16 protein-coding genes and 1 pseudogene are annotated in these 20,716 nt (G+C 72.3%); 10 read left to right on the forward strand and 7 right to left on the reverse strand.

The genetic code is table 11. From position 1 onward, the window contains the following. Positions 1-173: 173 nt before the first annotated feature. Both ACZ7CH_RS08965 and ACZ7CH_RS08970 read right to left on the reverse strand, forming a co-directional pair. Positions 174-1,922, reverse strand: coding sequence for an ABC transporter ATP-binding protein (locus tag ACZ7CH_RS08965; RefSeq protein WP_470373506.1), 1,749 nt, complete (start codon positions 1,920-1,922; stop codon positions 174-176). Further along, a complete protein-coding gene (locus tag ACZ7CH_RS08970) occupies positions 1,919-3,547 on the reverse strand; it encodes an ABC transporter transmembrane domain-containing protein (protein ID WP_470373507.1) in 1,629 nt (542 codons plus the stop codon). The genes ACZ7CH_RS08965 and ACZ7CH_RS08970 overlap by 4 nt, the downstream gene beginning before the upstream one ends. Positions 3,548-3,703: 156 nt before the next feature. On the opposite strand from ACZ7CH_RS08970, the gene ACZ7CH_RS08975 reads away from it, so the two are divergent. From ACZ7CH_RS08975 to ACZ7CH_RS08995, 5 genes are read left to right on the forward strand one after another with little or no spacing between them, the layout of a single operon-like run. After that, positions 3,704-4,948, forward strand: a complete 1,245-nt coding sequence (locus ACZ7CH_RS08975; RefSeq protein WP_360393565.1) for a DegT/DnrJ/EryC1/StrS family aminotransferase — start codon at positions 3,704-3,706, stop codon at positions 4,946-4,948. An 11-nt stretch (positions 4,949-4,959) separates the two neighbouring features. Then, positions 4,960-5,907: a phosphotransferase gene (locus ACZ7CH_RS08980; RefSeq protein ID WP_458431614.1), complete on the forward strand. Its 948-nt coding sequence runs from the start codon at positions 4,960-4,962 to the stop codon at positions 5,905-5,907. A 31-nt stretch (positions 5,908-5,938) separates the two neighbouring features. Next, positions 5,939-6,487: a nucleoside 2-deoxyribosyltransferase gene (locus tag ACZ7CH_RS08985; RefSeq protein WP_360393571.1), complete on the forward strand. Its 549-nt coding sequence runs from the start codon at positions 5,939-5,941 to the stop codon at positions 6,485-6,487. Then, complete coding sequence (locus ACZ7CH_RS08990; RefSeq protein ID WP_470373508.1) at positions 6,484-7,698, forward strand: hydroxymethylcytosylglucuronate/cytosylglucuronate synthase; 1,215 nt, start codon at positions 6,484-6,486, stop codon at positions 7,696-7,698. The genes ACZ7CH_RS08985 and ACZ7CH_RS08990 overlap by 4 nt, the downstream gene beginning before the upstream one ends. Then, on the forward strand, positions 7,691-8,998 hold the full coding sequence (locus ACZ7CH_RS08995; RefSeq protein WP_470373509.1) for a UDP-glucose dehydrogenase family protein: 1,308 nt from the start codon (positions 7,691-7,693) through the stop codon (positions 8,996-8,998). The genes ACZ7CH_RS08990 and ACZ7CH_RS08995 overlap by 8 nt, the downstream gene beginning before the upstream one ends. 104 nt (positions 8,999-9,102) lie before the next feature. Here ACZ7CH_RS08995 and ACZ7CH_RS09000 read toward each other — a convergent pair whose 3' ends face one another. Beyond that, a complete protein-coding gene (locus ACZ7CH_RS09000; RefSeq protein ID WP_470373510.1) occupies positions 9,103-10,167 on the reverse strand; it encodes a Gfo/Idh/MocA family protein in 1,065 nt (354 codons plus the stop codon). Continuing rightward, on the reverse strand, positions 10,167-11,126 hold the full coding sequence (locus tag ACZ7CH_RS09005) for a radical SAM protein (RefSeq protein WP_470373511.1): 960 nt from the start codon (positions 11,124-11,126) through the stop codon (positions 10,167-10,169). Before ACZ7CH_RS09005 ends, ACZ7CH_RS09000 begins: the two co-directional genes overlap by 1 nt. A gap of 333 nt (positions 11,127-11,459) precedes the next feature. Here ACZ7CH_RS09005 and ACZ7CH_RS09010 point away from each other — a divergent pair, with 333 nt between their 5' ends. The 3 genes from ACZ7CH_RS09010 (at position 11,460) to ACZ7CH_RS09020 (ending at position 15,119) form a co-directional block, all read left to right on the forward strand. Next, the gene (locus ACZ7CH_RS09010; RefSeq protein WP_470372327.1) at positions 11,460-12,938 is read left to right on the forward strand and encodes a hypothetical protein; all 1,479 of its coding nucleotides are present in this window, start codon (positions 11,460-11,462) and stop codon (positions 12,936-12,938) included. Then, a complete protein-coding gene (locus ACZ7CH_RS09015; RefSeq protein ID WP_470373512.1) occupies positions 12,919-14,118 on the forward strand; it encodes a DegT/DnrJ/EryC1/StrS family aminotransferase in 1,200 nt (399 codons plus the stop codon). The genes ACZ7CH_RS09010 and ACZ7CH_RS09015 overlap by 20 nt, the downstream gene beginning before the upstream one ends. A 620-nt stretch (positions 14,119-14,738) precedes the next feature. Beyond that, positions 14,739-15,119 carry a hypothetical protein gene (locus ACZ7CH_RS09020; RefSeq protein WP_458431619.1) on the forward strand — a complete coding sequence of 127 codons (381 nt, stop codon included), beginning with the start codon at positions 14,739-14,741 and terminating at the stop codon, positions 15,117-15,119. Between the two features lie 275 nt (positions 15,120-15,394). On the opposite strand, the pseudogene ACZ7CH_RS09025 reads toward ACZ7CH_RS09020, so the two are convergent. Further along, a pseudogene (locus ACZ7CH_RS09025) lies at positions 15,395-16,013 on the reverse strand (IS5 family transposase); the annotation flags it as partial. 20 nt (positions 16,014-16,033) lie between these two features. Next, complete coding sequence (locus ACZ7CH_RS09030; RefSeq protein WP_458431620.1) at positions 16,034-16,885, reverse strand: helix-turn-helix domain-containing protein; 852 nt, start codon at positions 16,883-16,885, stop codon at positions 16,034-16,036. Between the two features lie 107 nt (positions 16,886-16,992). Here ACZ7CH_RS09030 and ACZ7CH_RS09035 point away from each other — a divergent pair, with 107 nt between their 5' ends. Then, positions 16,993-17,913: an alpha/beta hydrolase gene (locus ACZ7CH_RS09035; protein ID WP_458431621.1), complete on the forward strand. Its 921-nt coding sequence runs from the start codon at positions 16,993-16,995 to the stop codon at positions 17,911-17,913. 103 nt (positions 17,914-18,016) lie between these two features. Continuing rightward, positions 18,017-18,475, forward strand: a complete 459-nt coding sequence (locus ACZ7CH_RS09040; RefSeq protein WP_470373513.1) for a DDE-type integrase/transposase/recombinase — start codon at positions 18,017-18,019, stop codon at positions 18,473-18,475. Between the two features lie 756 nt (positions 18,476-19,231). Here the strand turns inward: ACZ7CH_RS09040 and ACZ7CH_RS09045 are convergent. Beyond that, on the reverse strand, positions 19,232-20,620 hold the full coding sequence (locus tag ACZ7CH_RS09045) for a KamA family radical SAM protein (RefSeq protein ID WP_470373514.1): 1,389 nt from the start codon (positions 20,618-20,620) through the stop codon (positions 19,232-19,234). Positions 20,621-20,716 lie beyond the last annotated feature (96 nt).

Below are 20,716 nucleotides of genomic sequence, written 5' to 3' on the forward strand. Positions count from 1 at the left end.
CAGTTGTCCGCCGCGCCCAGCCATCCGCCGCGTCGAGCCTCGCGGAACAGGCCGAGCACCGGCCCCGCTGAGCCCGGTCGCCCCGGCACCACCGCGCCGGGGCGACCGGGCTCAGCACCAGCCAGTCGGCCAGCCCGCCGAGCCCGGCCCAGAACCGCGCCGCTGGCGCCCGCTCAGCCTTGCGCGGCCCGCAACAGCCGGGCGTAGGGGCCGTCGGCGGCGGCGAGGTCCGCCGGCGCGCCCAGTTCCACGACGCGGCCGCGGTCGACCACGGCGACCCGGTCGGCGGCCGCGGCGGTGTGCAGGCGGTGCGCGATGGCGATCACCGTGCGGCCCGCCAGGACCCGGTCCACCGAGCGTTCGAGGGACCTGGCCGTGCCCGCGTCCAGCAGCGAGGTGGCCTCGTCGAGGACCAGGGTGTGCGGGTCGGCCAGCAGCACCCTGGCCAGGGCCAGCCGCTGGGCGACGGCGGGTGGGACGGGAGCCCCGCCGGAGCCGACCGCGGTGTCCAGTCCGTCCGGTGTGGACTCGACCCAGGCGAGCGCGCCGACCGCGGTCAGCGCCGCGGTGATCTCCTCGGTGCTGAACTCGCCGCCGCCCCGGCGGGCGGGCAGGGTCAGGTTGTCGCGGATCGTGCCCGCGAAGACGTGGTTCTCCTGGGTCAGCAGCAGGACCTCGCCGCGGCGGACGTCGTCCGGCATGGCGGCGACGTCCGCCCCGCCGATCAGCACCCGGCCCGCTGTCGGCGCGGCGATGCCGGCGATGAGCCTGCCCACCGTCGACTTGCCCGCGCCGGAGGGCCCGACCAGGACCAGCCGCTGCCCCGGCGGGACGACGAGGTCGATGCCGTGCAGCACCTGCTTGCCGCCGGGGTAGGCGAAGCGCACGCCGCAGAGCACCAGGTCGCGGCCCTCGGGTGGCGAGCCGTCGCGGACGGTGGCCGCGCCGCGGGCCTGGCTCACGCCCAGGACCCGGCGCAGCGCCGCGGAGGCCACCTGCAGCTCCTCCAGCCACCACAGGGCCTCGTTGAGCGGGGTGATCATCGCCAGCAGGTAGGCCAGAACGGCGGCGACCTCGCCGAGGCTGGCCCAGCCGCGCTCGTGCGCGAGGCCGCCGAGGACCAGGGCGACCGCGATCGGCAGCAGGTAACCGATGTCGAGCGTGGCCAGCCACCGCACCCGCAGCCGCCGGATGCCGCGCTCGGCGGCCAGCGCGTCCGCCAGCGCGGCATCGGCCAGGTCGCGGCGGCGCCCGCCCAGCGACAGCGCCTCCACGGCACGGGAGCCGTCGACGCTCTCGTGGACGGTCGATTGCACCCGACCCCACCGGCCGAGCGCGGTGATCATCGCGTCCGGGACCCTGCGCTGGTACCAGCGGTTGCCCGCGACCAGCACCGGCAGCGCCACCAGCAGGCACAGGCTCAGCAGTGGCGAGGTCAGCAGCATCGCCGCCGTGGTCAGCAGCACGGTCGTCACCGCGATCAGCACCTCGGGCACGGCGACGCGCACCGCCTGGCTCACGCGGGACACGTCCTTGGTGGCGCGGCTGAGCAGGTCGCCCGCGCCCGCGGTCTCGACCACGTCCAGCGGCAGTGCGAGCGCGTCGTCGACCAGGCGTTCGCGGGTGTCGGCCAGGACGGTCTCGCTGAAGACCCGGCACCTGGCCTTGGCCAGGCCGCGGGCGGCGGCCTGGCCTACCACCGCGAGCAGCAGCAGGCAGGCCAGCAGGTCGACGTGCCCCCGGCCGGCGCCGGAGCCGACGCCGTCGACCACGGCCCCGAGCAGCCTGGGCCGGGCCAGGCCGATCAGGGTGGCCAGGCCGAAGCAGAGCAGGACGACGGCGAAGCGCCCGCCGTGGCGGCGGGCGGTGGCCACGGCCCAGTCGCGGACCGCGCGCGGCGGCGCGGTGGGCAGCCCGGTCACAGGGCCACCGCCCCGGCGGTGACGACCCGGTCGGCGACCCCGGCCCACAGGGGGCTCTCGCTGAGCACGACGGTGGTGCGGCCGCGCCGCAGCCCGGCCACCCCGGCCGCGACCCTGGACTCGGTGTGCGCGTCCACCGCGGAGGTGGGCTCGTCGAGGACGAGGACGTCGGCGTCGGTTGCCAGCGCGCGGGCGAGCGCGAGGCGCTGGCGCTGGCCACCGGAGAGCTCGCGGCCGCGCTCGCCGACCGCGTGCCCGAGCCCGCCGTCGAGCGCGTCGACGACGTCGTCGGCGTCCGCCGCGCGCACGGCCGCGGCCGGTCCGACCGTCCCGGGGTGCGCGGGGGTCAACTCCTCGCGCAGCACACCCGCGAACCAGGGGTCGTCGTGGCGGGCCAGCACGACCCTGCGACGCAGCTGCCCCAACGCCACCTCGCGCACCGGCACGCCGCCGACGAGCACGTCCTGCCCGGGGGCCGGGTCGGCGAGGCGGGCGAGCCGGTCGGCCAGGCCGGGAGCGGGGCCCGCGACGACGGTCAGCGCCCCGGCCGCGAGCACCAGCTCGGTCTCGGTGTCCACGAGGGACAGTGGGCCGGGTGGCAGTGGCACCGGTGCGGCGGCGTCGGTCAGCGCGGGCTCGATCGCCAGCAGGGCCAGCACCCGGTTGGCCGAGACGACGCCGCTGGAGAGCGCGTCGACGGCCTCGGTCGCGGTCGTCACCGGGATGACCAGGTACGCCGATGCCCCGTAGAACGCCACCAGCTCGCCCGCGGAGATCTCGCCCGCGACGGCCAGCCTGGCGCCCAGCCAGACGATGACGACGGTGACCAGGCCGGGGATGGCGACGTTGGCCGCCGACAGCACGCCCTCGCTGCGCCCGACCGGGCCGCCGGCGTCACGGGCCCGGCCGCTGGCCGCGGCGAACCGCGCGCGGAAGCGGCGTTCACCGCCGGTGCCGTGCAGCACGCGCAGCCCGGAGGCGATGTCCGCGCCGAGCGTTCCCACCGCGGCGAACAGCCCGCGCTGGGCGGCCTTGCGCCGTTGCAGCGGGCGGAACAGCGGCTTGATCGACACGACGGCGAGCGGCACGCCGAGCAGCGCGGCCAGCCCCAGCGGGGCGGACGTGGCCAGCAGCGCGGCCGCGGTCACCGCGAACCCGACCGTGGTGCCGAACGCGCGCCCGACCGACTTGCACGCCGCGCCGATGTAGTCCACATCGGACGAAGTGACGGCGGTGACGTCGCCGACCGTCGTCGCGCTGTGGACGGCGGGGCCGACCCTGGACAGGTGCGCGGTCACCAGCCGCTGGGTCAGCTCTGCCCCGTGCAGGCGCAGCCCGGTGTTCAAGTGATCCGACGCCGCGCTGAGGACCGACTGCGCCACACCGAGGGCAACCGCGACGGCGGCCCACCACCACACCCGCGCGGTGTCGTGCGCGTCGATGGCGCCCACGCCGCCGCCGACCACCAACGGCAGCAGGGCCCCCGGTGTCGCCCACAACGCCGAGGTGCCGGCGGCCGCGGCGACCAGGCCGGGCCGCGCGCGCAGCACCCCGGCCAGCCAGCGCGCCCCGCTAGTGCCCGGGAAAGGCGGTGTCAAGTTCTTCCGATGGATTTCCGAATTCATATTCGCGTCACCTGGACCCTTCGCCTGCGGTGCCTTGACAGCCTGCGAGAGCCTACTTCAAACTCAAATCAATCCCAGCGGACAAGCACTCGACATGAATGTGCACCGGAATTCTCCGCCGGTGCGATTCTCATTCTTCGGAAGAGGTTCCAGCGCATGGGTGCATTGGCAATTCTCGGTGGTGAGCCGCAGCGTCCGGCGAAGATCACCGCGCGGTTCGAGCCGACCGGGGCGACCAGGCAGCGGGTCGCCGAGCTGCTCGCGGACGGGGCGCTCAGCGACTTCTACGGCGGCCGGTGGTGCACCGAGTTCGAGCGGCGCTTCGCCGAGCACTTCGGCGTCCGGCACGCGATCGCGGTCAGCTCGGGGACCTCGGCGCTGCACACGGCGGTGACCGCGGCGGGCATCGGCCCCGGCGACGAGGTGCTGGTGCCCACCAGCTGCTTCTTCACCGCCGCTACCGCGGTGCTGCAGCTCGGCGCGGTCCCGGTGCTGGTCGACTGCCTGCCGGGGTCGCTGGCCATCGACCTCGACGCCGCGGCGGCCCAGGTCACCGCGCGCACCAGGGCCGTGCTTCCGGTGCACATGTACGGCTACCCCGGCGACGCGCCCGCGCTGACCGCCTTCGCGCAGCGGCACGGGCTCGTCGTGGTCGAAGACGCCTGCCAGAGCCACGGCGCCCGGTGGGGCGACACGCTCATGGGCACCTTCGGCTCCCTCGGCTGCTTCTCCTTCGCCGCGCCCCGCAAGCACATCAACACCGGCGAGGGCGGCATGGTCGTCACCGACGACGACGAGCTCGCACTGCGCGTGCGGCGAGTCGCCAACAAGGGCAAGGACAACGGCTGGTTCACCCACAAGGTGATGGGCTTCTCCTACAACCTGCCCGAGATGAGCGCGGTGCTGGGCATCCAGGGCGTGGAGGCGCTCGACGCCGAGGTGGCCGCCAGGCGCGCGGTGTCCGACGCCTACGACGACGAGCTCGCGGGCAGCGGCCTCGAAGTGCAGCGGCCGCCGGACGTCGCGTTCCACTCGTACTTCCGCAAGGTGGTGCTGCTGCCGCCGCGGTACCTGCCGCTGCGCGACTGGTTCGTGCGCGCGGTGGAGTGGGAGAACGTCTCCGCCAAGCCCCCGCACGCCGCGTTGCACACGATCGAGTGGTTGCGCGGGCGGGTCGGCGGGGCGGGCGAGTTCCCCGTCGCCGACCTCGACCTCGGCCGCGCGGTCGACCTGGAGTCGGGGCCGCTGATGACGCCGGACGACGGCGTGGTCAGCGCCCGCGCCGTGCTCAAGGTGTGGGAGTGGGTGCAGGCCAACGAGGACGCCGCCTTCGCGTTCGCCGCCCAAGGTGGCCGCTACGACGACAAGGGCCCGCAATTGACCGCGGCGGGTTCGCGGTAGGGTCGGGAAACGTGATCACGAACAATTTCCTCGACGCCGTCCTCGACCACTACGGGCTCGCCGGAAAGCCCGTGGAACCGCTCAACCAGGGAGCCGACAACTTCACCGCATCGGTGAACTCGGAATTCGTGCTCCGCTGTTACCGGGTGACCCCGGCCGATGAGGTCGACGTCGAGCTCGACCTCATCGACCACCTGGTCGAGCGCGGCTTCCCGACCCCGCGCGTGCTGCGCACCGCGGACGGCGCGCGGCGGGTCGAGCACGAGGGCACGCACGCCGTGCTGTTCGAGCTGGTGCCCGGCTCGCCGATTGACGAGGACGCCCCCGCCAGCCGCCGCACGGTGGCCGAGCTGGCCGCGAGCCTGCACCTGGCGACGGCCGACCTGCCCGCCGGGGCGCGCCGGTCGCGCTCGGACCGGGGCCGCATCCAGAACCTGCTGGCCGAGCTGGACGCCGGCGGCCCGCTGGCGACGAAGGCAGGGGCGAGCGAGCTGGCGGGCGAGCTGCGCACATTGCTGTCCGAAGTGGACGACCTGCTCGGCGCGGGCCTGCCGCACGGCGCGGTGCACCACGACTACTACCACGAGAACGTGCTCGTCGACGCGGGCGGCCGGGTGCTCGGGCTGATCGACTTCGACGAGGCCTACCCCGGCCCGGTGGTGCTCGACGTCGCCGCCCTGCTCACCACCTGGGCCACCGACGACGAGGACCGCTTCGACACCGCGGCCATGCGCTCCCTGCTGGCCGACTACGAGCGGGTCCGCCCGCTGTCGGACCGGGAACGGGCGGCGCTGCCGCTGGCGGTGCGGGTGTTCAACGCCGCGGACGCCGCCGAGTACATCCAGCGCAACCACCGCAAGCGGCCGGACGCCTTCGAGATCGCCGAGTGCCGCTCGCTGCAGACCTACCACGCGCTCACCAGCCAACACGACTGGCTGCGCGGGTTCGCCACGGACTGACCCGCGCGCCGTCCGTCCCCAGGAGGACGACATGACCGACGACTTCCGCGTGTTCCTCGCCGCCCCGTTCGCGCAGTGGCTCGCGCCGGACGGCACCGTGGACCCGGTGGCCCGCAAGCGGCTGGAAGGCCTGCGCACGGCCTTCCTCGACCTGGGCCTGCCGGTGTTCAACGCCCACCACAACGAGGGCTGGGGCCAGGGCTGGCTGCCACCGGAGGTGTGCGTGCCCAACGACTTCCGGGCCATGCAGACCGCCGACGTGGTCTGCGCCTACCTGGGCACGCCCGCCTCCGGCGGGGTCTGCCTCGAACTGGGCTGGGCCTCGGCCATGCACAAGCCGGTGCTGCTGGTGCTCGACGAGGGCGTCGAGCACAGCCAGATGGTGCAGGGCCTGTCCACCACGACCCCGGTGCGCGAGCTCGTGGTGCGCGACGGCCTCGACCCCTCGGCCCACGACGCGATCACCGCGGCGACGGTGGAGCTGGCCAGGGAGTGCTCGCCGCCGGTGGCGTGGCGGGGCACCGCGCTGGACACCTCGCTCGGCTACGTGCGGACCGCGACGCCGGAGCTGGTCGGATGACCGCCCTCGCGCCCACCCTGGCGGTGGCGGCCGCGGAGTTCGGCTGGGGCAGCGCGGGCAAGCTCAGCGCGGTGCTGGCAGCTCTGCGCGCCGACGACCCCCGGCCGAGGCGGGTGGTGCTGCTCGGCTCCGGCCTGGGCCGCCCGCTGCTGGCCGGGCACGGGATCGACGCCGTGCACGAGGTGTCCACGCCGGGTGCGGTGGCCGAGGTGCTGGCCGAGGAGGAGGTGGACGCGGCGCTGGTCGTGCTCGACCCCGCCATCGCCAACGCCTGCACCGCGGCCGGTGTGCCCACGACCTACGTCGACAGCCTGCCGTTCCTGTGGACCAGGGGCGACCTGCCGGGGTTCCCGGTGGCCGTGGCCGCCTACTGCGCGCAGCGCTGCCTCGAGCTGCCCGCCGGCAGCGAGGAGGTGCTGGGGCAGGTCCAGCGGCTGCACTGGGTCGACCCCGTCGTCGAGCACGCGGCGGCCGGCGGGCCGGGTGTCCCCGCCGGGCGGTGGCACGGCGCGGGCGGCCGGGCGCTGGTGAACCTGGGCGGCCTGCGGTCGCCGCACGCCGCCGACTGGGCCGCCTACCCGCGCCTGGTGGTGCCCGCGGTGCTCACCGCGCTGCGCGACACCGGGTTCGAGGAGGCGCACGTGGCCGGCAACGTACCGGCCGAACTGGCCGCGGAACTCGTCCGCTCGGCCCCGGAGCGGCTGCGGGTGTCGGCGGGGCCGTTGGCCCGCGCGGACTTCCTGGCCCGCCTCGACGGCGGCTGCGACGTGCTGGTGACCTCGCCGGGGCTGACCACGCTGCTGGAGGCCAGCAGCCGGGGCGTTCCGGTGGTGGCGCTGCCGCCGCAGAACCTGAGCCAGGTCTTCAACGCCCGGTTCCACCGGGCCGCGGTCGGCGACCGCTTCGGCGTGCGCTGGCCCGCGGGGGTGTTCACCGACGAGGAGGCCGTCGCGGCCAGCGCGGGCGGTGAGGAGGCGGCGCTGGAGGTCGTCTACGGCGGCATCTCCCGCGCCCGGCCCGCAGCCGTGCGCCCCGCGCTGCGCACCGCGCTGGCCGACGCGCTGCGGGCGGTGGCCGCGGGCGGGACCGACTGGGGCGCGCTGGCAGCCAGGCTGGGCACGTCCGGGGCCGCGCAGGTGGCCGAGATCGTGCTGGCGACCGGCGGGCGCGAGCACCGGCACCGCGCGGTCGACGCGCAAGCGCGTGGCTGAGCGGGGCGGGCGGGCGACCGCGGTCGTCGTCATCGGGGCCGGGTACGTCGGGCTGACCACTGCGGCGTGCCTGGCCTCGCTCGGCCACCGCGTGGCCTGCGCGGACGTCGACGCCGCCAAGGTCGACCGGTTGCGCGCCGGCCGGGTGGACATCCTGGAGCCGGGTCTGCCGGAGCTGGTGGCGGCCGGCCTGGCCGACGGGTCGCTGCGCTTCGAGCTGGGGGCCGGGGCTGCCGTGCGCGGCTGCGCTCCCGGCGCGCGGGCGGTGTTCCTCTGCGTTCCCACGCCTTCGGACGCCGACGGCCGGGCCGACCTGACGGCGGTGGAGTCCGCTGTGGACGAGGTGGCCGGAGCACTGGTCGCAGGCGACGTCCTCGTGCTCAAGTCGACAGTTCCGGTGGGGACGACGCACGCCGTGCGCGACCGCCTGCGCACAGCGGGCGTCGCGGTCGCCAGCAACCCGGAGTTCCTGCGGGAGGGCTCCGCCGTCACCGACTTCCTGCACCCCGACCGGCTCGTCATCGGGTGCGACGACCCGGCCGGGACCACCACGCTGGCCGGCGTCTACGCCGGGGTGCCCGCCCCGGTCGTGGTGACCGACCCGGTCAGCGCCGAACTGGTCAAGTACGCCGCGAACTGCTTCCTGGCCCTGAAGCTGTCCTACGTCAACAGCATCGCCGAACTGTGCGAGCGGGTGGGCGGCGACATCGGGTCGGTGGCGGAGGGGATGGGCCACGACCCGCGCATCGGCCCCGGCCACCTGCGCCCCGGCCCGGGGTGGGGCGGTTCCTGCCTGCCCAAGGACACCAGGGCCCTGCTCCACCTGGCCGACCGCCGCGGCGTGGACCTGACCCTGGTGCGGGCCGCGGCGGACCTCAACTCCGCCACCCAGGACCGCATCGCGGACAAGGTCCGCACCGCGGCCGGGGAAGCGGGTGGCGACCGGGTGGCGGTGCTGGGGCTGGCCTTCAAAGCGGGCACCAACGACCTGCGCGAGTCCCCCGCACTGGCCGTCGCCGCCCGTCTGTCGGCCCACGGCCTGACCGTCGTCGCCCACGACCCGGCCATCGCCCCCGGAACCGCGCCACTGCCGGGCATCACCCTGGTCGACGACGTCGACCTCGCCGTCAAGGGCGCGGCAGCGGTGGCGCTCCTCACCGACTGGCCGCAGTACCGGGCGCTGGACTGGAACCGCGTGGCCGGCCTGATGGCCGGGACCGTGGTCGTCGACACCCGCAACCAGCTCGACCCGGAGCAGCTGCGCCGCTGCGGTCTCGACCGGCGGGGAATCGGGGTCTGAGTCCGCGGCCCGGTGACCGGTGGTGTGGGCTGGACAGGTGGCGGTCCCGTCCTCGGGCGGGACCGCCACTCGGCTGCCCAGGTCGTGATGGGCCTGCCGGCGCGTCACACCGGCGTCCGCAGCCCCTCCGGCCGCACCCGCCGCCCCTCTCCAGCCGACGTCAGCACGGCGTCGAGCACGTCGACCACGTGCAGCGCCAGCTCCCCGCTGGCCCGGTGCTGCCCGCCCTCCCGCAGCGCCCGCACCAGGTCGACCACACCCGCTCCCCGCCGCACCGGCGGTCCGGCGGGCTCGGGCAGCTCGACCTCCGTCCACTCCTGCGAGCCGCGCCGTTGCAGCAGCACGGGTCCGTCGTACGAGCTGGGGTCGGGGCAGCGCAACGTCGCCTCGGTGCCGTGGACGTCCAAACTGGACACATCGGCGGCGGTGTCGAAAGAGGTCGTGAGGGTGCCGACGGCTCCGCCCGCGAACTCCAGCACGGCGGAGAGGTGGGTCAGCGTCTCGACCTCGACCACGGACCCGGCCAGCGGGTCGCTGGTCACGGTGCGGGTGGGCCAGGTCGTCGCGGCGGCGGCGGAGACGGCGGCGATCGGGCCGAGCAGGCAGACCAGGGCGCTGAGCTGGTAGGGGCCCATGTCGAACAGGGGACCGCTGCCGGACCGGTAGAAGAAGGCCGGGTCCGGGTGCCACCACTCCGGCCCCGGGCTCAGGGTCAGCGCGGTGACCCCCACCGGCGTGCCGATGCGGCCCTCGTCGACGAGTCGCTTGGCGAACTGGAAGGCAGGGGACAGGAAGGTGTCCGGCGCGCTGCCCACGCGAACCCCGCCCGCGGCGGCGGCGTCGAGCAGAGCGGCGGCCTCAGTCCGGTCAACGCCAAGGGGTTTCTCGGTGTAGACGTGCTTTCCCGCGGCGATGGCGGCGAGGGCGACATCGGCGTGGTGGGCGGGCGGTGTCAGCACGAGGACGACCGCGACCTCCGGGTCGTGGTGCAGTTCCTCGACGGGCACCGCGCGCAGTCCGGGGACCTCACGTGCCAGCGCGCTGGCCCGCGCCGGGTCGGCGTCGGCCACAGCGGCCAGCCGGACAGAGGGCTGCTGGGCGAGGTGTTTGGCGTAGGAGCGGCTGATCATGCCCGCCCCGACGATGCCGAGGCCGACCGGTGCGCTCATCAGGAGACCTCCACGGCAGTGGCGCGCTCGCGCAGGAAGTGGTTCATCACGCGGGAGCTGACGTCGCAGCGCCCGCAGGCGCTGTTGGTCCCCGACGCGCAGCGCGCCCGCAGGGACAGGGCGTTGAGGCTGTTCCACGCGTCGCGCGGGCGCCAGGTGAGCAGGTTGCCGATCGGCGCGTCGGCGTAGACGAGCATGTTGCAGCCGAACACGTCACCGGTGTCGGCGCGGACGTAGGCGGTGAAGGTGGGCACGCTGCACGGGTGCGGCGAGTCGTCCTCGGCGAAGCCCTCCTCGCGGGCGATGAGCTGCACGCCGGCGTCGGCGCACCGGCCGCGCAACCGCCCGATCACCGTGGTGGCCCGCCGCACCTGCTCCGGCGTCGGCAGCTGCTCCGCCGCGCCGCGGATGGGGATCAGGTGCCACCAGTCGGGCAGCCTCGGCTGCGACAGCAGCACGTCGCCCAGTTCTTCCAGGTCGTCGATGCCGATGCGCTGCAACACGGAGTTGACGCCGAAGGGCAGGCCGACCTCGTGCATGCGGCGCATGGCGGACACGCACCGGTCGAACAGCTGTGGCGTGTCGCGGATCGTGTCGTGGCGCGCACCGACGGCGTCGATGCTGAGCACCACCTCCTGGCACCCGGCCCCGGCGAGCTCGGCGACCTTGGACGCCAGGACGCGGCCGTTGGAGATCACCGACACCCTGGTGCCCGCGTCGGTGGCGCGGCGCACCAGCTCGGACAGGCCGTGCAGCAGCAGCGGCTCGCCGCCGGTGAAGCGCAACGACTTCGGGGCGAGCTCCAGGACCTTGTCCAGGACCTCGCGGTAGTGCTCGACGCCGAGGGTGCTGCGCGGCAACAGCCAGCAGTCGCACATGTTGCAGCGCGCGTTGCAGTTGTCGAACAACCCGAAGTACACCAGGTCAAGGCCGGTCTGCGGCCTCGTGGGCGACACCATGGTCGGGGTACCTCCTTGCGGGGTGGGCGGTTCAAGGCCGCAAGGTAGGCGGGCCGGGTGCACGCGGCCAAGACCGCCACCGTGCACACCGTTGGTGTTCAACATGATTGCCGGCCACGCGCGGTGGTCGGCGAGGCGCGGCGCCGGGCGCGCACGGGTGAGGACGTGACCTGCGTCCACACTGGCCAGACGCGCTGAGTGAGATCGCGTGCCGCACCCGGCATCCGTTGCTCCATAAGGACTGTTCAGCACCACACGCGCGCCTTTGCCCCGGCCACGGCCGCTTGTTAGCGTCCGATCGCCCGACCGCCGCGACCGACAAGGCTGGTGCTGATGGGTCTCTCGCTGACCGACCACCTGGACAACCTCGGCCCCCTCGCGGGCAGCGCACCCTACGTGCGCACACCGGCGGGTCTGATGGGCCAGGACCTGGCCCCGCCCCGGCGCGACGTCGAGCGCGAGCGCGAGCAGCTGCGGCGCTACTTCGACGGTCTGCCGCAGGCGCACCGTGCCAGGGTGCTGGCCCTGGCCGACCGGCTGCCCCCGCTGGACCCGCGTTGCCGGATCAGCGTGCAGGTGCCCGCCCGGTTCGAGGCCGAGTACCTGCGCCGCTTCCTCGACGTCTACGCCGACCAGCGCGACATCGACGGCTCGCCGCTGCCGCCGGGCAGCTTCGACGTGCTGGTGCTGACCAACCGGCTCGCGGGCGAGGACCCGGACGACTCCGCCGCGGTGTTCGAGCGGTTCCGCGCCGAGGCGGGCGCGGTCGGCGCGGCCTTCCACCTCGTCGACGTGGTGCTCGACGCGGACGAGCCGTACCCGCTGACGCTGTGCAGGCGGCTGTGCGCGGACATCACCGCGGTCAGGGCGCTGCGGGGCCGGCAGCGCGCGCCGCTGTACTTCGCGCTGGAGGACGCCGACACGGTGTGGCTCGATCCCCGGCAGCTGGCCATCCAGGTCGCCGCGCTCGACGCCGACCCGGCGCTGGACGGCGTGCGCGGCCAGCAGGACCGCTGCCCGTGGATCATGTGCGAGAACGACCTGCTCGTGCTGCTGCGCCGCTCGTGGAACTTCACCGAGGCCTACTTCATGCGCGAGTCGCTGCACCCGCACCGCAACCCCGACTACGACTTCACCTGGAACCGGGTGGTGACCAGCGGCTGGAACACCGCGATCACCGCGGAGGCGTTCGCGGCGATGGGCGGCTACACCCCCGACCGCCGCCTCGGCGAGGACGTCGACCTCGGTGAGCGGCTCAGCTGCGTGCGCGGCCGCTGGGACGGGCCGGTGTTCCGCCCCGAGGTGGGCACTGTCGGCGCGCTGCGCACCAGGGCGGAGGGCTCGCCCCGGCGGTGGCTGCTGCGGGTGGCCGCCGACGTGGAGCCCTACAACCGGTCCGGCGGCTACGCGAACTTCTTCTCCGCCGACGTCACCGCGCGCATCAAGTCCCCTGACCCGCACGACCTGCTGGAGCTGGCCCGCCCCTCGGCCAGGCTCACCCGTGAGAACGCCGAGCTGTTCGAGGACGTGCTCTCCGGCGACCTCGCCTTCACCCGCAAGGTGCGCAAGCGCCGCGACGCCGCCGACGAGCAGTGGCGCTGGGTGTGCCTGGCGCTGGGCCTGCGCCCCTCGGACTGGCGGGTCGACGGCGACCGGGTGCGCCTGCTGCGCCTGGACGCCCTCGCCGGCGCGCTGGCCGGGTTCCGCGCCAGGCACCGGGGCAGGCCACCGCGCATCGGCGAGTCAGCCCGTCCCACCGGCCGCATCCCGCACCGCCCCCAGGAGGAGACCCATGCGCACCCCAGCGCTTGACGGCGGAACCCCCGCCTTCGACGCGAACGAGGCCAAGGCCCTGTGGCCGGGCACGCACCCCGACGAGCTCGACGGCCTGCGCCGGGTCCTCGACTCCGGCGTGTGGTCGCGCAGCCGCGACAGCGACTGGGCCGGCGGCGAGGTCGGCCGGTTCGAGGCCGCGCTCGGCGGCTACCTGGGGGCCGAGCAGGTCACCGCCACGGCGAACGGCACGGTCGCCATCGAGTTCGCGCTCGCCGCACTCGGCGTCGGTCCCGGCGACGAGGTGATCGTGCCCGCGTCGACGTTCTTCGCCTCGGTCTCACCCGTGGTGCGCCTGGGCGCGGTCCCGGTGTTCGCCGACATCGACCCGGCGACCTTCACGATCTCTCCCGCGTCGGTGGCCGAGCGGGTCACCAGCCGCACGGTGGGGGTGCTCGTCGTGCACCTCGCGGGCATCCCGGTCGACCTGGACGCGATCGGCGAGCTGTGCGCGCGGCACTCGCTGTTCCTGGTCGAGGACTGCGCGCAGGCGCTGGGCTCGACCTGGCGCGGCCGCCAGGTCGGCACGTTCGGCGACGCGGGCACCTTCTCCTTCCACCAGGAGAAGCAGCTCACCGCGGGCGAGGGCGGCGCGGTCGCCACCCGCGACCCGGCCGTCGCCGGACGGGTCTTCGCCCACCACAACGGCTTCTGGATGCGCGGAGCCCCCAAGCAGGACAAGCACGAGGTCTCCACCAACGGCAGGCTCACGCCGTTCCAGGCCGCGGTGCTCAGCGCCCGGTTGCCCCGCCTCGACGAGCAGGTCGAGCACCGGGCGGCCAACGCGGAGGCGCTGCGCGCGACCGTCGTGGACGGGGTCGAGCAGGTGACCCCGCCCGCGGCGACGACCAGGTGGAGCCTGTTCGCGGTGCCCTTCCGGGTGGACCCGGAGCAGGTGTCGCGCGACAAGCTCGTCGAGGCGCTGTCGGCGGAGGGGGTGTCGGCGCACGAGGGCCACCTCGACCCGGTGTACCGGCGCCCGCTGTTCCTCGACAACCCGATCGACCACCGCAACGACGGCTGCCCGGAGGCGGAACGGGCGGCGGACACCACCGGGTTCGTCATCTCGCACAAGATGTTCCTCGGCCCGCGGGCCTGGATGACGCGGCTGGGCGAGGTGCTCGACGAGCTGGTCTCCTCGGGGCGCGTCCGCCCGTGAGCCGCCACCCGGCCGCCCGCGCCGCCCACACCGACAGCTGATCGACAGACCGGCGCGGCGGACCAGGGTGCGGGGAGCGCGGCGGGGCAGAGGCCGGCGCGGAGTTGGACGCGGTGGTTCGGGTCGCCGCGAGCAGGTCGGCGAGCGCGGTGGCATCAGCGGTCAACTCGATCTCGTCCGCACCGCGCGGTCGCCCGGCGAACTTGTCGTTCGGCTCTGCCACGCGGGTCACGTGCAGGCGGGTCGGCAGGCCCTCGGCGGAGGCGGACGGCATATCCAGCGAGCAGACCGCCGAGAACGGCTGGTCACAACGCGCGCCGCGCGCTCGTCGGCACCCAGACCGAAGCCTGCCCGGCCGCCATGACGTCAACGAGCAGCCACGGGACAGGTCTCCAGACGCCGCGCTGACCGCGTTCGCCCAGCAACTCGGCGCTCCGTGTTCCGATATTCGGACCTGCCTGGAATGGCAGGTGGGGTGACGGCAACACGGAGAAGCATCCACCAAACGGGTTGGAGTCAAACAATACTCGATCGGGTTGTTCTGGCGCTGAAGGGTTCACACGATGGGGTGGAAGCGGCTTGATGGAGTGGCGGGCACGAAAGCGTCCGCCGACCACAGAGTGGAGATCACGAACATGCCGCATTGGGGCAGAATTGCCGCCACGACCGTGATGGCGGTGGTGGCCGGGCTCGTAGCGGCCACGACGGCCACCGCTTCCCCGGTCGGGGTGCAGACGCTTTACCAGGTCACCTACGGCTCTCTGGGGCGAGCGGACTTCGACAGCTACGGGGAGGTCCTGCGGGCCTGTGACACCCGGGAGGACGGTCTCGACGTCAACGCCACCCTGACCGTGCAGGGACGGACCTACTCGGTTTCCGACAGTGGCGCGGGTTCTCCGTGCGGGCAGAAGAACCTGGACCTGCCCGAGGGCTTGTCCGGCACGCTGCAGGTATGCGTGCCCGGCAGGGGATGCAGCAGCACCGCCGTCAGCACCACCTGATCTCGGTCAGGTCTCGCAGCTCCATCCACCGCGCCGCGAGCGGATCGGCACGGAGACTGCGAGTGGGCTGAAGCTCGGCGGTGTCGGTGGTCATCGCGGGCAGCCCGACCAGCACGGCCTCATGGTCCCGCGCTTTCCGCGGCCCGGAAGCGCGGGACCATCGGTGGCGCTGGCTCGCGTCCGGGGTCCGCTGGGGAAATGAGCAAGCGTCCGCAAGCAAAACGAGCACCCATTGGTGCTGCACCTGCGTAGTCCCGGTAACGGCGCTGCTGGACTCAGAACTCCTGGCTCGATGGGAGGTTGCGGAGGCGGCGCCAGCAGATGAGGCCGCAGGCCAGGCTGAGGAAGACTTCGTGGATGTCGTCGCGGATCTCCCAGCGGGTCCGCAGGCGGCGGAACCAGTGCAGCAGCGCGAAGTCTGCTCGACGACCCAGCGGTGCACGCCCAGTCCGGAGCCGTGTTCGCTGCCGCGGCGGGCGATTACCGGTGTGATGCCCTTGTCGCGGAACAGGGTGCGATACTTGTCGTGGTCGTAGCCGCGGTCTGCGTACAGCGTGTTGGGTCGGAACCGTGGCCGGCCGCGTTTGCCGCGCACCGGCGGGATCTGGTCGATCAGCGGCATCAGCTGGGTGACGTCGTTGCGGTTGCCGCCGGTGAGTGACACGGCCAGCGGAATGCCGTGTCCTTCGGTGATCAGGCGGTGCTTCGAGCCCGTTCCGGCGCGGTTGACCGGGCTCGCCCCGGTTTTGGGCCGCCTTTGAGGGCGCGGACGTGCGAGCCGTCGATCACCGCCCGCGACCAGTCCAGCGCGTGCGCGGCGTTGAGCTCGGCGAGCAGGTTCTCGTGCAGCCGCTGCCAGACCCCCGTCTGGTGCCAGTCCCGCAGCCGCCGCCAGGCGGCCTGACGACTCGTGCTCAGACCGTCGGCGGAGATGACCGGCGGTCGGTGCACTTCCCCACGCGTCCATCGTCCGCCGCACCCGCCACGAAAACCTTCGCGGGCACGTACCAGATGAGTCGTTCCCGCCCGTCTTCGCTGAGCAACGCGTAGCAGTCGTAGTCGATCGGACCGCGCTGTGGATGGCGCAGTCTCTTCGTCTCACTCCGGCGGATGGCGACGTCCTGCTGAGCCCACAGCCGTGCGAACCAGGAGCTGTGCGCGGTGAGCACCTCGATCAAAGCTCTGGCATCAGGATCATCCGGTCCGCGGCGAGCGACACCGATCCGCAGGTCCGCGATGAGCGCCTCGGCTTCCGCTTCGTGACAGCTTTCATCGAACTGTGCCCGCACGGCCGGATCAGTGAACCACCGGTACACGTAGCTGTCGGTCAGCTCCGAGGACTCGGGAATCGGGCCGTGCAGTTCGGCTGCCGCGTCGTTCTGCGCGAGAACGATTTGCAGATCCGTGCTGACATAGGCGGGAACGTCGTCCCCGAAACGGCTGAGAAGATCCCGCATGGCGGGGTGCAGGACCGCCCCGGACGAGCGGCGCGGCTGGTGCCGCCCGGCGAGGGTGAACGCGTGAGCGCGCTCGTCCTCGCTCATTTTGAGCACCTCGGCGAAGGCGTCGAGAACAGCCGATGAAGGTTGAGCCGTTCCGCGCTCGATCTCGATGTAGTAGTCGGTGGAGACGTGCGCGAGCTGGGCCACCTCATCCCGGCGCAGGCCTGTCACCCGCCTGCGGGAACCCATCGGCAGCCCCACGTCAGCGGGGCGCACCCGGTCGCGACGTGAGCGCAGGAACGCGCCGAGCTGCGGAAGATCCATCGCAGCCAGTATGAGGGACCAGCACCGGCGCTTCAACGCGTCACGTGCCCTGAGAGGGGGGTCAGCCTCCCCTGGTTCGGCCTGGTCACGCTGACAAGGCTGGACGCGTGGACGAAGAACAGATGTCGAAGATGCTCGACGCGATCGCCGCCAACTTCCGCGGCAGCCAGCGCGCCCCGGTCATCGGTACCCCCGGCGATCTCGGGCTGGCGTACGAGGACGTGACCTTCCCCGCCAGCGACGGGGTGCCGCTGGAAGGCTGGTTCATCCCGAACACCGGCGACAAGCTCGTCATCGCGAACCACCCGATGGGCTTCACCCGTACCGGCCTGCCCAGCCACCTCGATCCGTGGTGCTCGATCTGGGCGCCCAGCGGCAACAACATCGAGATCCCCTTCATGCCGGACTACAAGATCCTGCACGACGCGGGCTACAACGTCCTCACCTACGACCTGCGCAACCACGGCTTCAGCGGGTCCGCCAACGGCGGCATCACCTCCAGCGGCATCTACGAGGCCCGCGACGTGATCGGTTCCCTCACCTACGCACGCACCCGCACCGACACCGGTTCGATGCGGATCAGTCTGTTCAGCCGCTGCCTCGGCGCGAACGCGACGTTCGCGGCCGCCTACCAGGACCCGGCCGCGTTCGAGGGCATCGACTCCCTCGTGGCCGCCCAGCCGGTGACCACCAAGGTCATCATGACCCACCAGCTCGGTCTCATGGGCATCCCCGCGGTGCGTGTGGACGACCTCGACCGCCGCATTCAGCTGGTGACCGGCCTCGGGTTCGACGCGCAGGACCCGGTGCCCTGGGCCGGCGCGGTCAGCGTACCGACGTTGATCTACCAGGTCCGCGACGACAGCCTCGTCACCCCGCACGACGTGCGGTCGATGTACGACGCGATGCCCACGAAGGACAAGCACCTGCACTGGATCGAAGGCAGCAACCGCCGCTGGGACGGCTACCTGGAGTTCCAGCGCAACCCGCACCCCATGCTCGACTGGATCGCCCAGCACGCCGCCTGACCTGGGAAAACGCTCACCGCCCACGAACACGTTGCCCGTGGGCGGCGAGCGCCATGTCGGAATCGAGGGCATCAGCCCTCGCACGTTCACGGTGAGAACGACCGTGACCGACCCGTCCGCGTCGTTCCCGCCGGATCTCGTCGAGCGCGAGTTCGACCAGAGCCGGCTGAACGCCGTGTGGCTGACCGACATCACGTACCTGTCCTGTGGTGAGGGCGAGATGTTCCTGTGCGCGATCCGCGACGGGCACTCCCGCACAGTTCTCGGCTACAGCGTCGCCGACCACATCGGCGCCGAGATGGTCACCACCGCCATCGAGGCCGTGGTGGCCGCCCGTGGAGGTGACTGTCGTGGCACAGTCCTGCATTCCGACCGCGGCGGCGAATACACGGCGAACCTGACCGCGCGGGCGTGTTTCCGGCACGGGCTGCGCCGATCGATGGGCGCGACCGGGATCTGCTGGGACAACAGCCCCGCGGAGTCGTTCTGGTCGACGTTCAAACACGAGCACTACTACCGGCACGTCTTACGCCACCAAGACGGAACTCGTTGCCGCGATTGACAATTGGGTCATTTTCTACAACAGTACGCGGCGGCACTCCAAGCTCGGGATGCGCAGTCCCAGCGACTATGAGAAGTCACTCCGAGCAGCTGCCTGAACTTCTTACGCCCCTGTCCACCGTTCGGGGTGAACCTCAGTCTCTGGTTGCGGCACCCTCAACGTGGATCTCCGTCAGCTTGGAGTTCGGGCGCGGAAGTCGAAGTGACTGGCGGGCAGCTCAGCGATAGTAAAACTGATCGCCACCCCTGTTCGGGCGAAGTAGATCTACGCCAGCCATTCGCTCAGTCATCCTATCGCCAGCGTCAGCGCCTGCCACCGCGGCTCAGCGGTGTGAACGGAGGGCGACCGTCGCACGCGTCCAGGAATTCCGACGGAAGGTTCAACAGATCGGCGTGCCGCGCTCTCCGGCCTGACTCGAAGTGAGCCGCCAAATCGAAGCGTTCCGGAGCGCGAGTGGTGTGCGGACAGCAGCACAAACACGAGTCGGATGTCGTCGGGCTTGGCGACTTGACTGCTCCGCGTGGAGGGATCGCTGTCGCAGGGGACTGTATCTGCGTGACGGTAGGAGAGGTGTCACCGCGTACTAGGCAATTGACGGACCAAGTGTGTCCGCTGTGGACTGTGAAGATCGTCTATTTTGGACTCTCTGGGCTCCTTGGTGTCGAAGCTTAACGAGTCACAATGGGCCTGAACAGGCAAAACGTGGCGATGGGGCCGTCTTCGGGGATGTCCCGAAAACGGCCCCATCATGGCTCATCATGTCTGGTCGGCCCACCACTTCTGGCCGGCCTCGCCGAGCGTGGAGATCGGGTCGTAGTAGGGGTAGCGGCGGTCGAGCGCCTCGGGATCTTCGAGCTCGATCCCGGTGCGGTAGTTCTTCGTCCAGTACGAAATGCCCAGCTCACGGTCGTACTCGGCGAGCTGGTTGACCCACCGCTTGCCGACGTACGGCACGTCGCACACGATCCGTGGCGTCGCATACCCCGGCAGGTAGCCCATGATCGCGTGCTGGAGCTCCTGCGCCTCCCACACGGCAACGCGCCAGTGCTCGGCGTTGGGGATCATGTCGCACATGTAGAAGTAGTACGGCAGGATGTTCGCTTCCCCTTGCAGGGCGAAGCAAAGGTCCAGCAGGTCGGCCGGGGTGGCGTTGACCCCGCGCATCAGCACGCCCTGGTTGCGCACGTCCCGCACACCGACTTCCAGAGCGGTGCGGGCGGCCTCGGCGACGAGGGGGGTCACGGACTGTGCGTGGTTCACGTGCGTGTGGATGGCGAGGTTCACGCCGCGGCGGGAGGCGGTGCGGGCGACGCGTTCCAGACCCTCGACCACTCGGGGCTGGAGCCAGTGCTGGGGGAGGCCGGCCAGCGCCTTGGTGGCGAGGCGGACGTCGCGCACGGTCTCGATGTCCAGCAGGCGCATGAGGAACGACTCGAGCTGCGGCCACGGCACGTTCGCGACGTCGCCGCCGGAGACGACCACGTCGCGGACGCCGGGGGTCTTCTTCAGGTAGTCGATCATCTGGTCCTGGCGGTCGACCGGCTTGAGCGACAGCTTGTGCTTGTCGATCAGCGGGGTGGAGTTGCCGACCAGGTCCATGCGGGTGCAGTGCCCGCAGTACTGCGGGCAGGTGGAGACCATCTCGGCCAGCACCTTGGTGGGGTAGCGGTGGGTCAGGCCCTCGACGACCCACATCTCCGCCTCGTGCAGCGAGTCGCGCTGCGAGTGCGGGTGCGACGGCCAGCGCGGGTCGCGGTCGGAGGAGACCGGCAGCATGTAGCGGCGGACCGGGTCGGCCAGGAACGCCTCGGTGAAGGCGTCGGGGGAGAGGTCCGCGCCGACCGCCATCGTGTTGAACATCTGCGGCGGGATCAGCATCGACATCGTCGCGAAGGCGTCCATGTCCTTGGCGAGGTCGTCGTAGAACCTGTCGGTGAGCAGGTCGCCCGCGACCTTGCGGAGCTGCTTCACGTTCTTCACGCAGTTGACCCGCTGCCACTGGGCGTCACGCCACTGCGCCTCGGTCACGTGCGCCCAGCCGGGGAACCGGCGCCAGTCGGGCTCGACCAGCTCACGGCGGACGTACGTGTACGGCTGGCGGTCCAGCCGCTCCAGCGCCGTGGGGGCGTCGTGCAGCGCGGTCATCCGTACTCCTCAGCGTCGAGGTCGCGTAAAGATATCCTGTCACACCGCTAGCGTGCCGTAAATATTTCGGCTCAAGCCCTGGTCGAAGAGGCGTGG

The sequence above is a fragment of the Lentzea sp. NPDC037011 genome, assembly GCF_055607425.1.

Bases quoted from the DNA above. Each gene is read 5' to 3' on its own strand.
- ACZ7CH_RS09005 (WP_470373511.1), bottom strand. From the start codon at position 11,126: ATGGTGTCGCCCACGAGGCCGCAGACCGGCCTTGACCTGGTGTACTTC.
- ACZ7CH_RS09030 (WP_458431620.1), bottom strand. From the start codon at position 16,885: ATGGATCTTCCGCAGCTCGGCGCGTTCCTGCGCTCACGTCGCGACCGG.
- ACZ7CH_RS09015 (WP_470373512.1), top strand. From the start codon at position 12,919: ATGCGCACCCCAGCGCTTGACGGCGGAACCCCCGCCTTCGACGCGAAC.
- ACZ7CH_RS08970 (WP_470373507.1), bottom strand. From the start codon at position 3,547: ATGAATTCGGAAATCCATCGGAAGAACTTGACACCGCCTTTCCCGGGC.
- ACZ7CH_RS09010 (WP_470372327.1), top strand. From the start codon at position 11,460: ATGGGTCTCTCGCTGACCGACCACCTGGACAACCTCGGCCCCCTCGCG.
- ACZ7CH_RS08985 (WP_360393571.1), top strand. From the start codon at position 5,939: ATGACCGACGACTTCCGCGTGTTCCTCGCCGCCCCGTTCGCGCAGTGG.
- ACZ7CH_RS09000 (WP_470373510.1), bottom strand. From the start codon at position 10,167: ATGAGCGCACCGGTCGGCCTCGGCATCGTCGGGGCGGGCATGATCAGC.
- ACZ7CH_RS09045 (WP_470373514.1), bottom strand. From the start codon at position 20,620: ATGACCGCGCTGCACGACGCCCCCACGGCGCTGGAGCGGCTGGACCGC.
- ACZ7CH_RS08975 (WP_360393565.1), top strand. From the start codon at position 3,704: ATGGGTGCATTGGCAATTCTCGGTGGTGAGCCGCAGCGTCCGGCGAAG.
- ACZ7CH_RS08990 (WP_470373508.1), top strand. From the start codon at position 6,484: ATGACCGCCCTCGCGCCCACCCTGGCGGTGGCGGCCGCGGAGTTCGGC.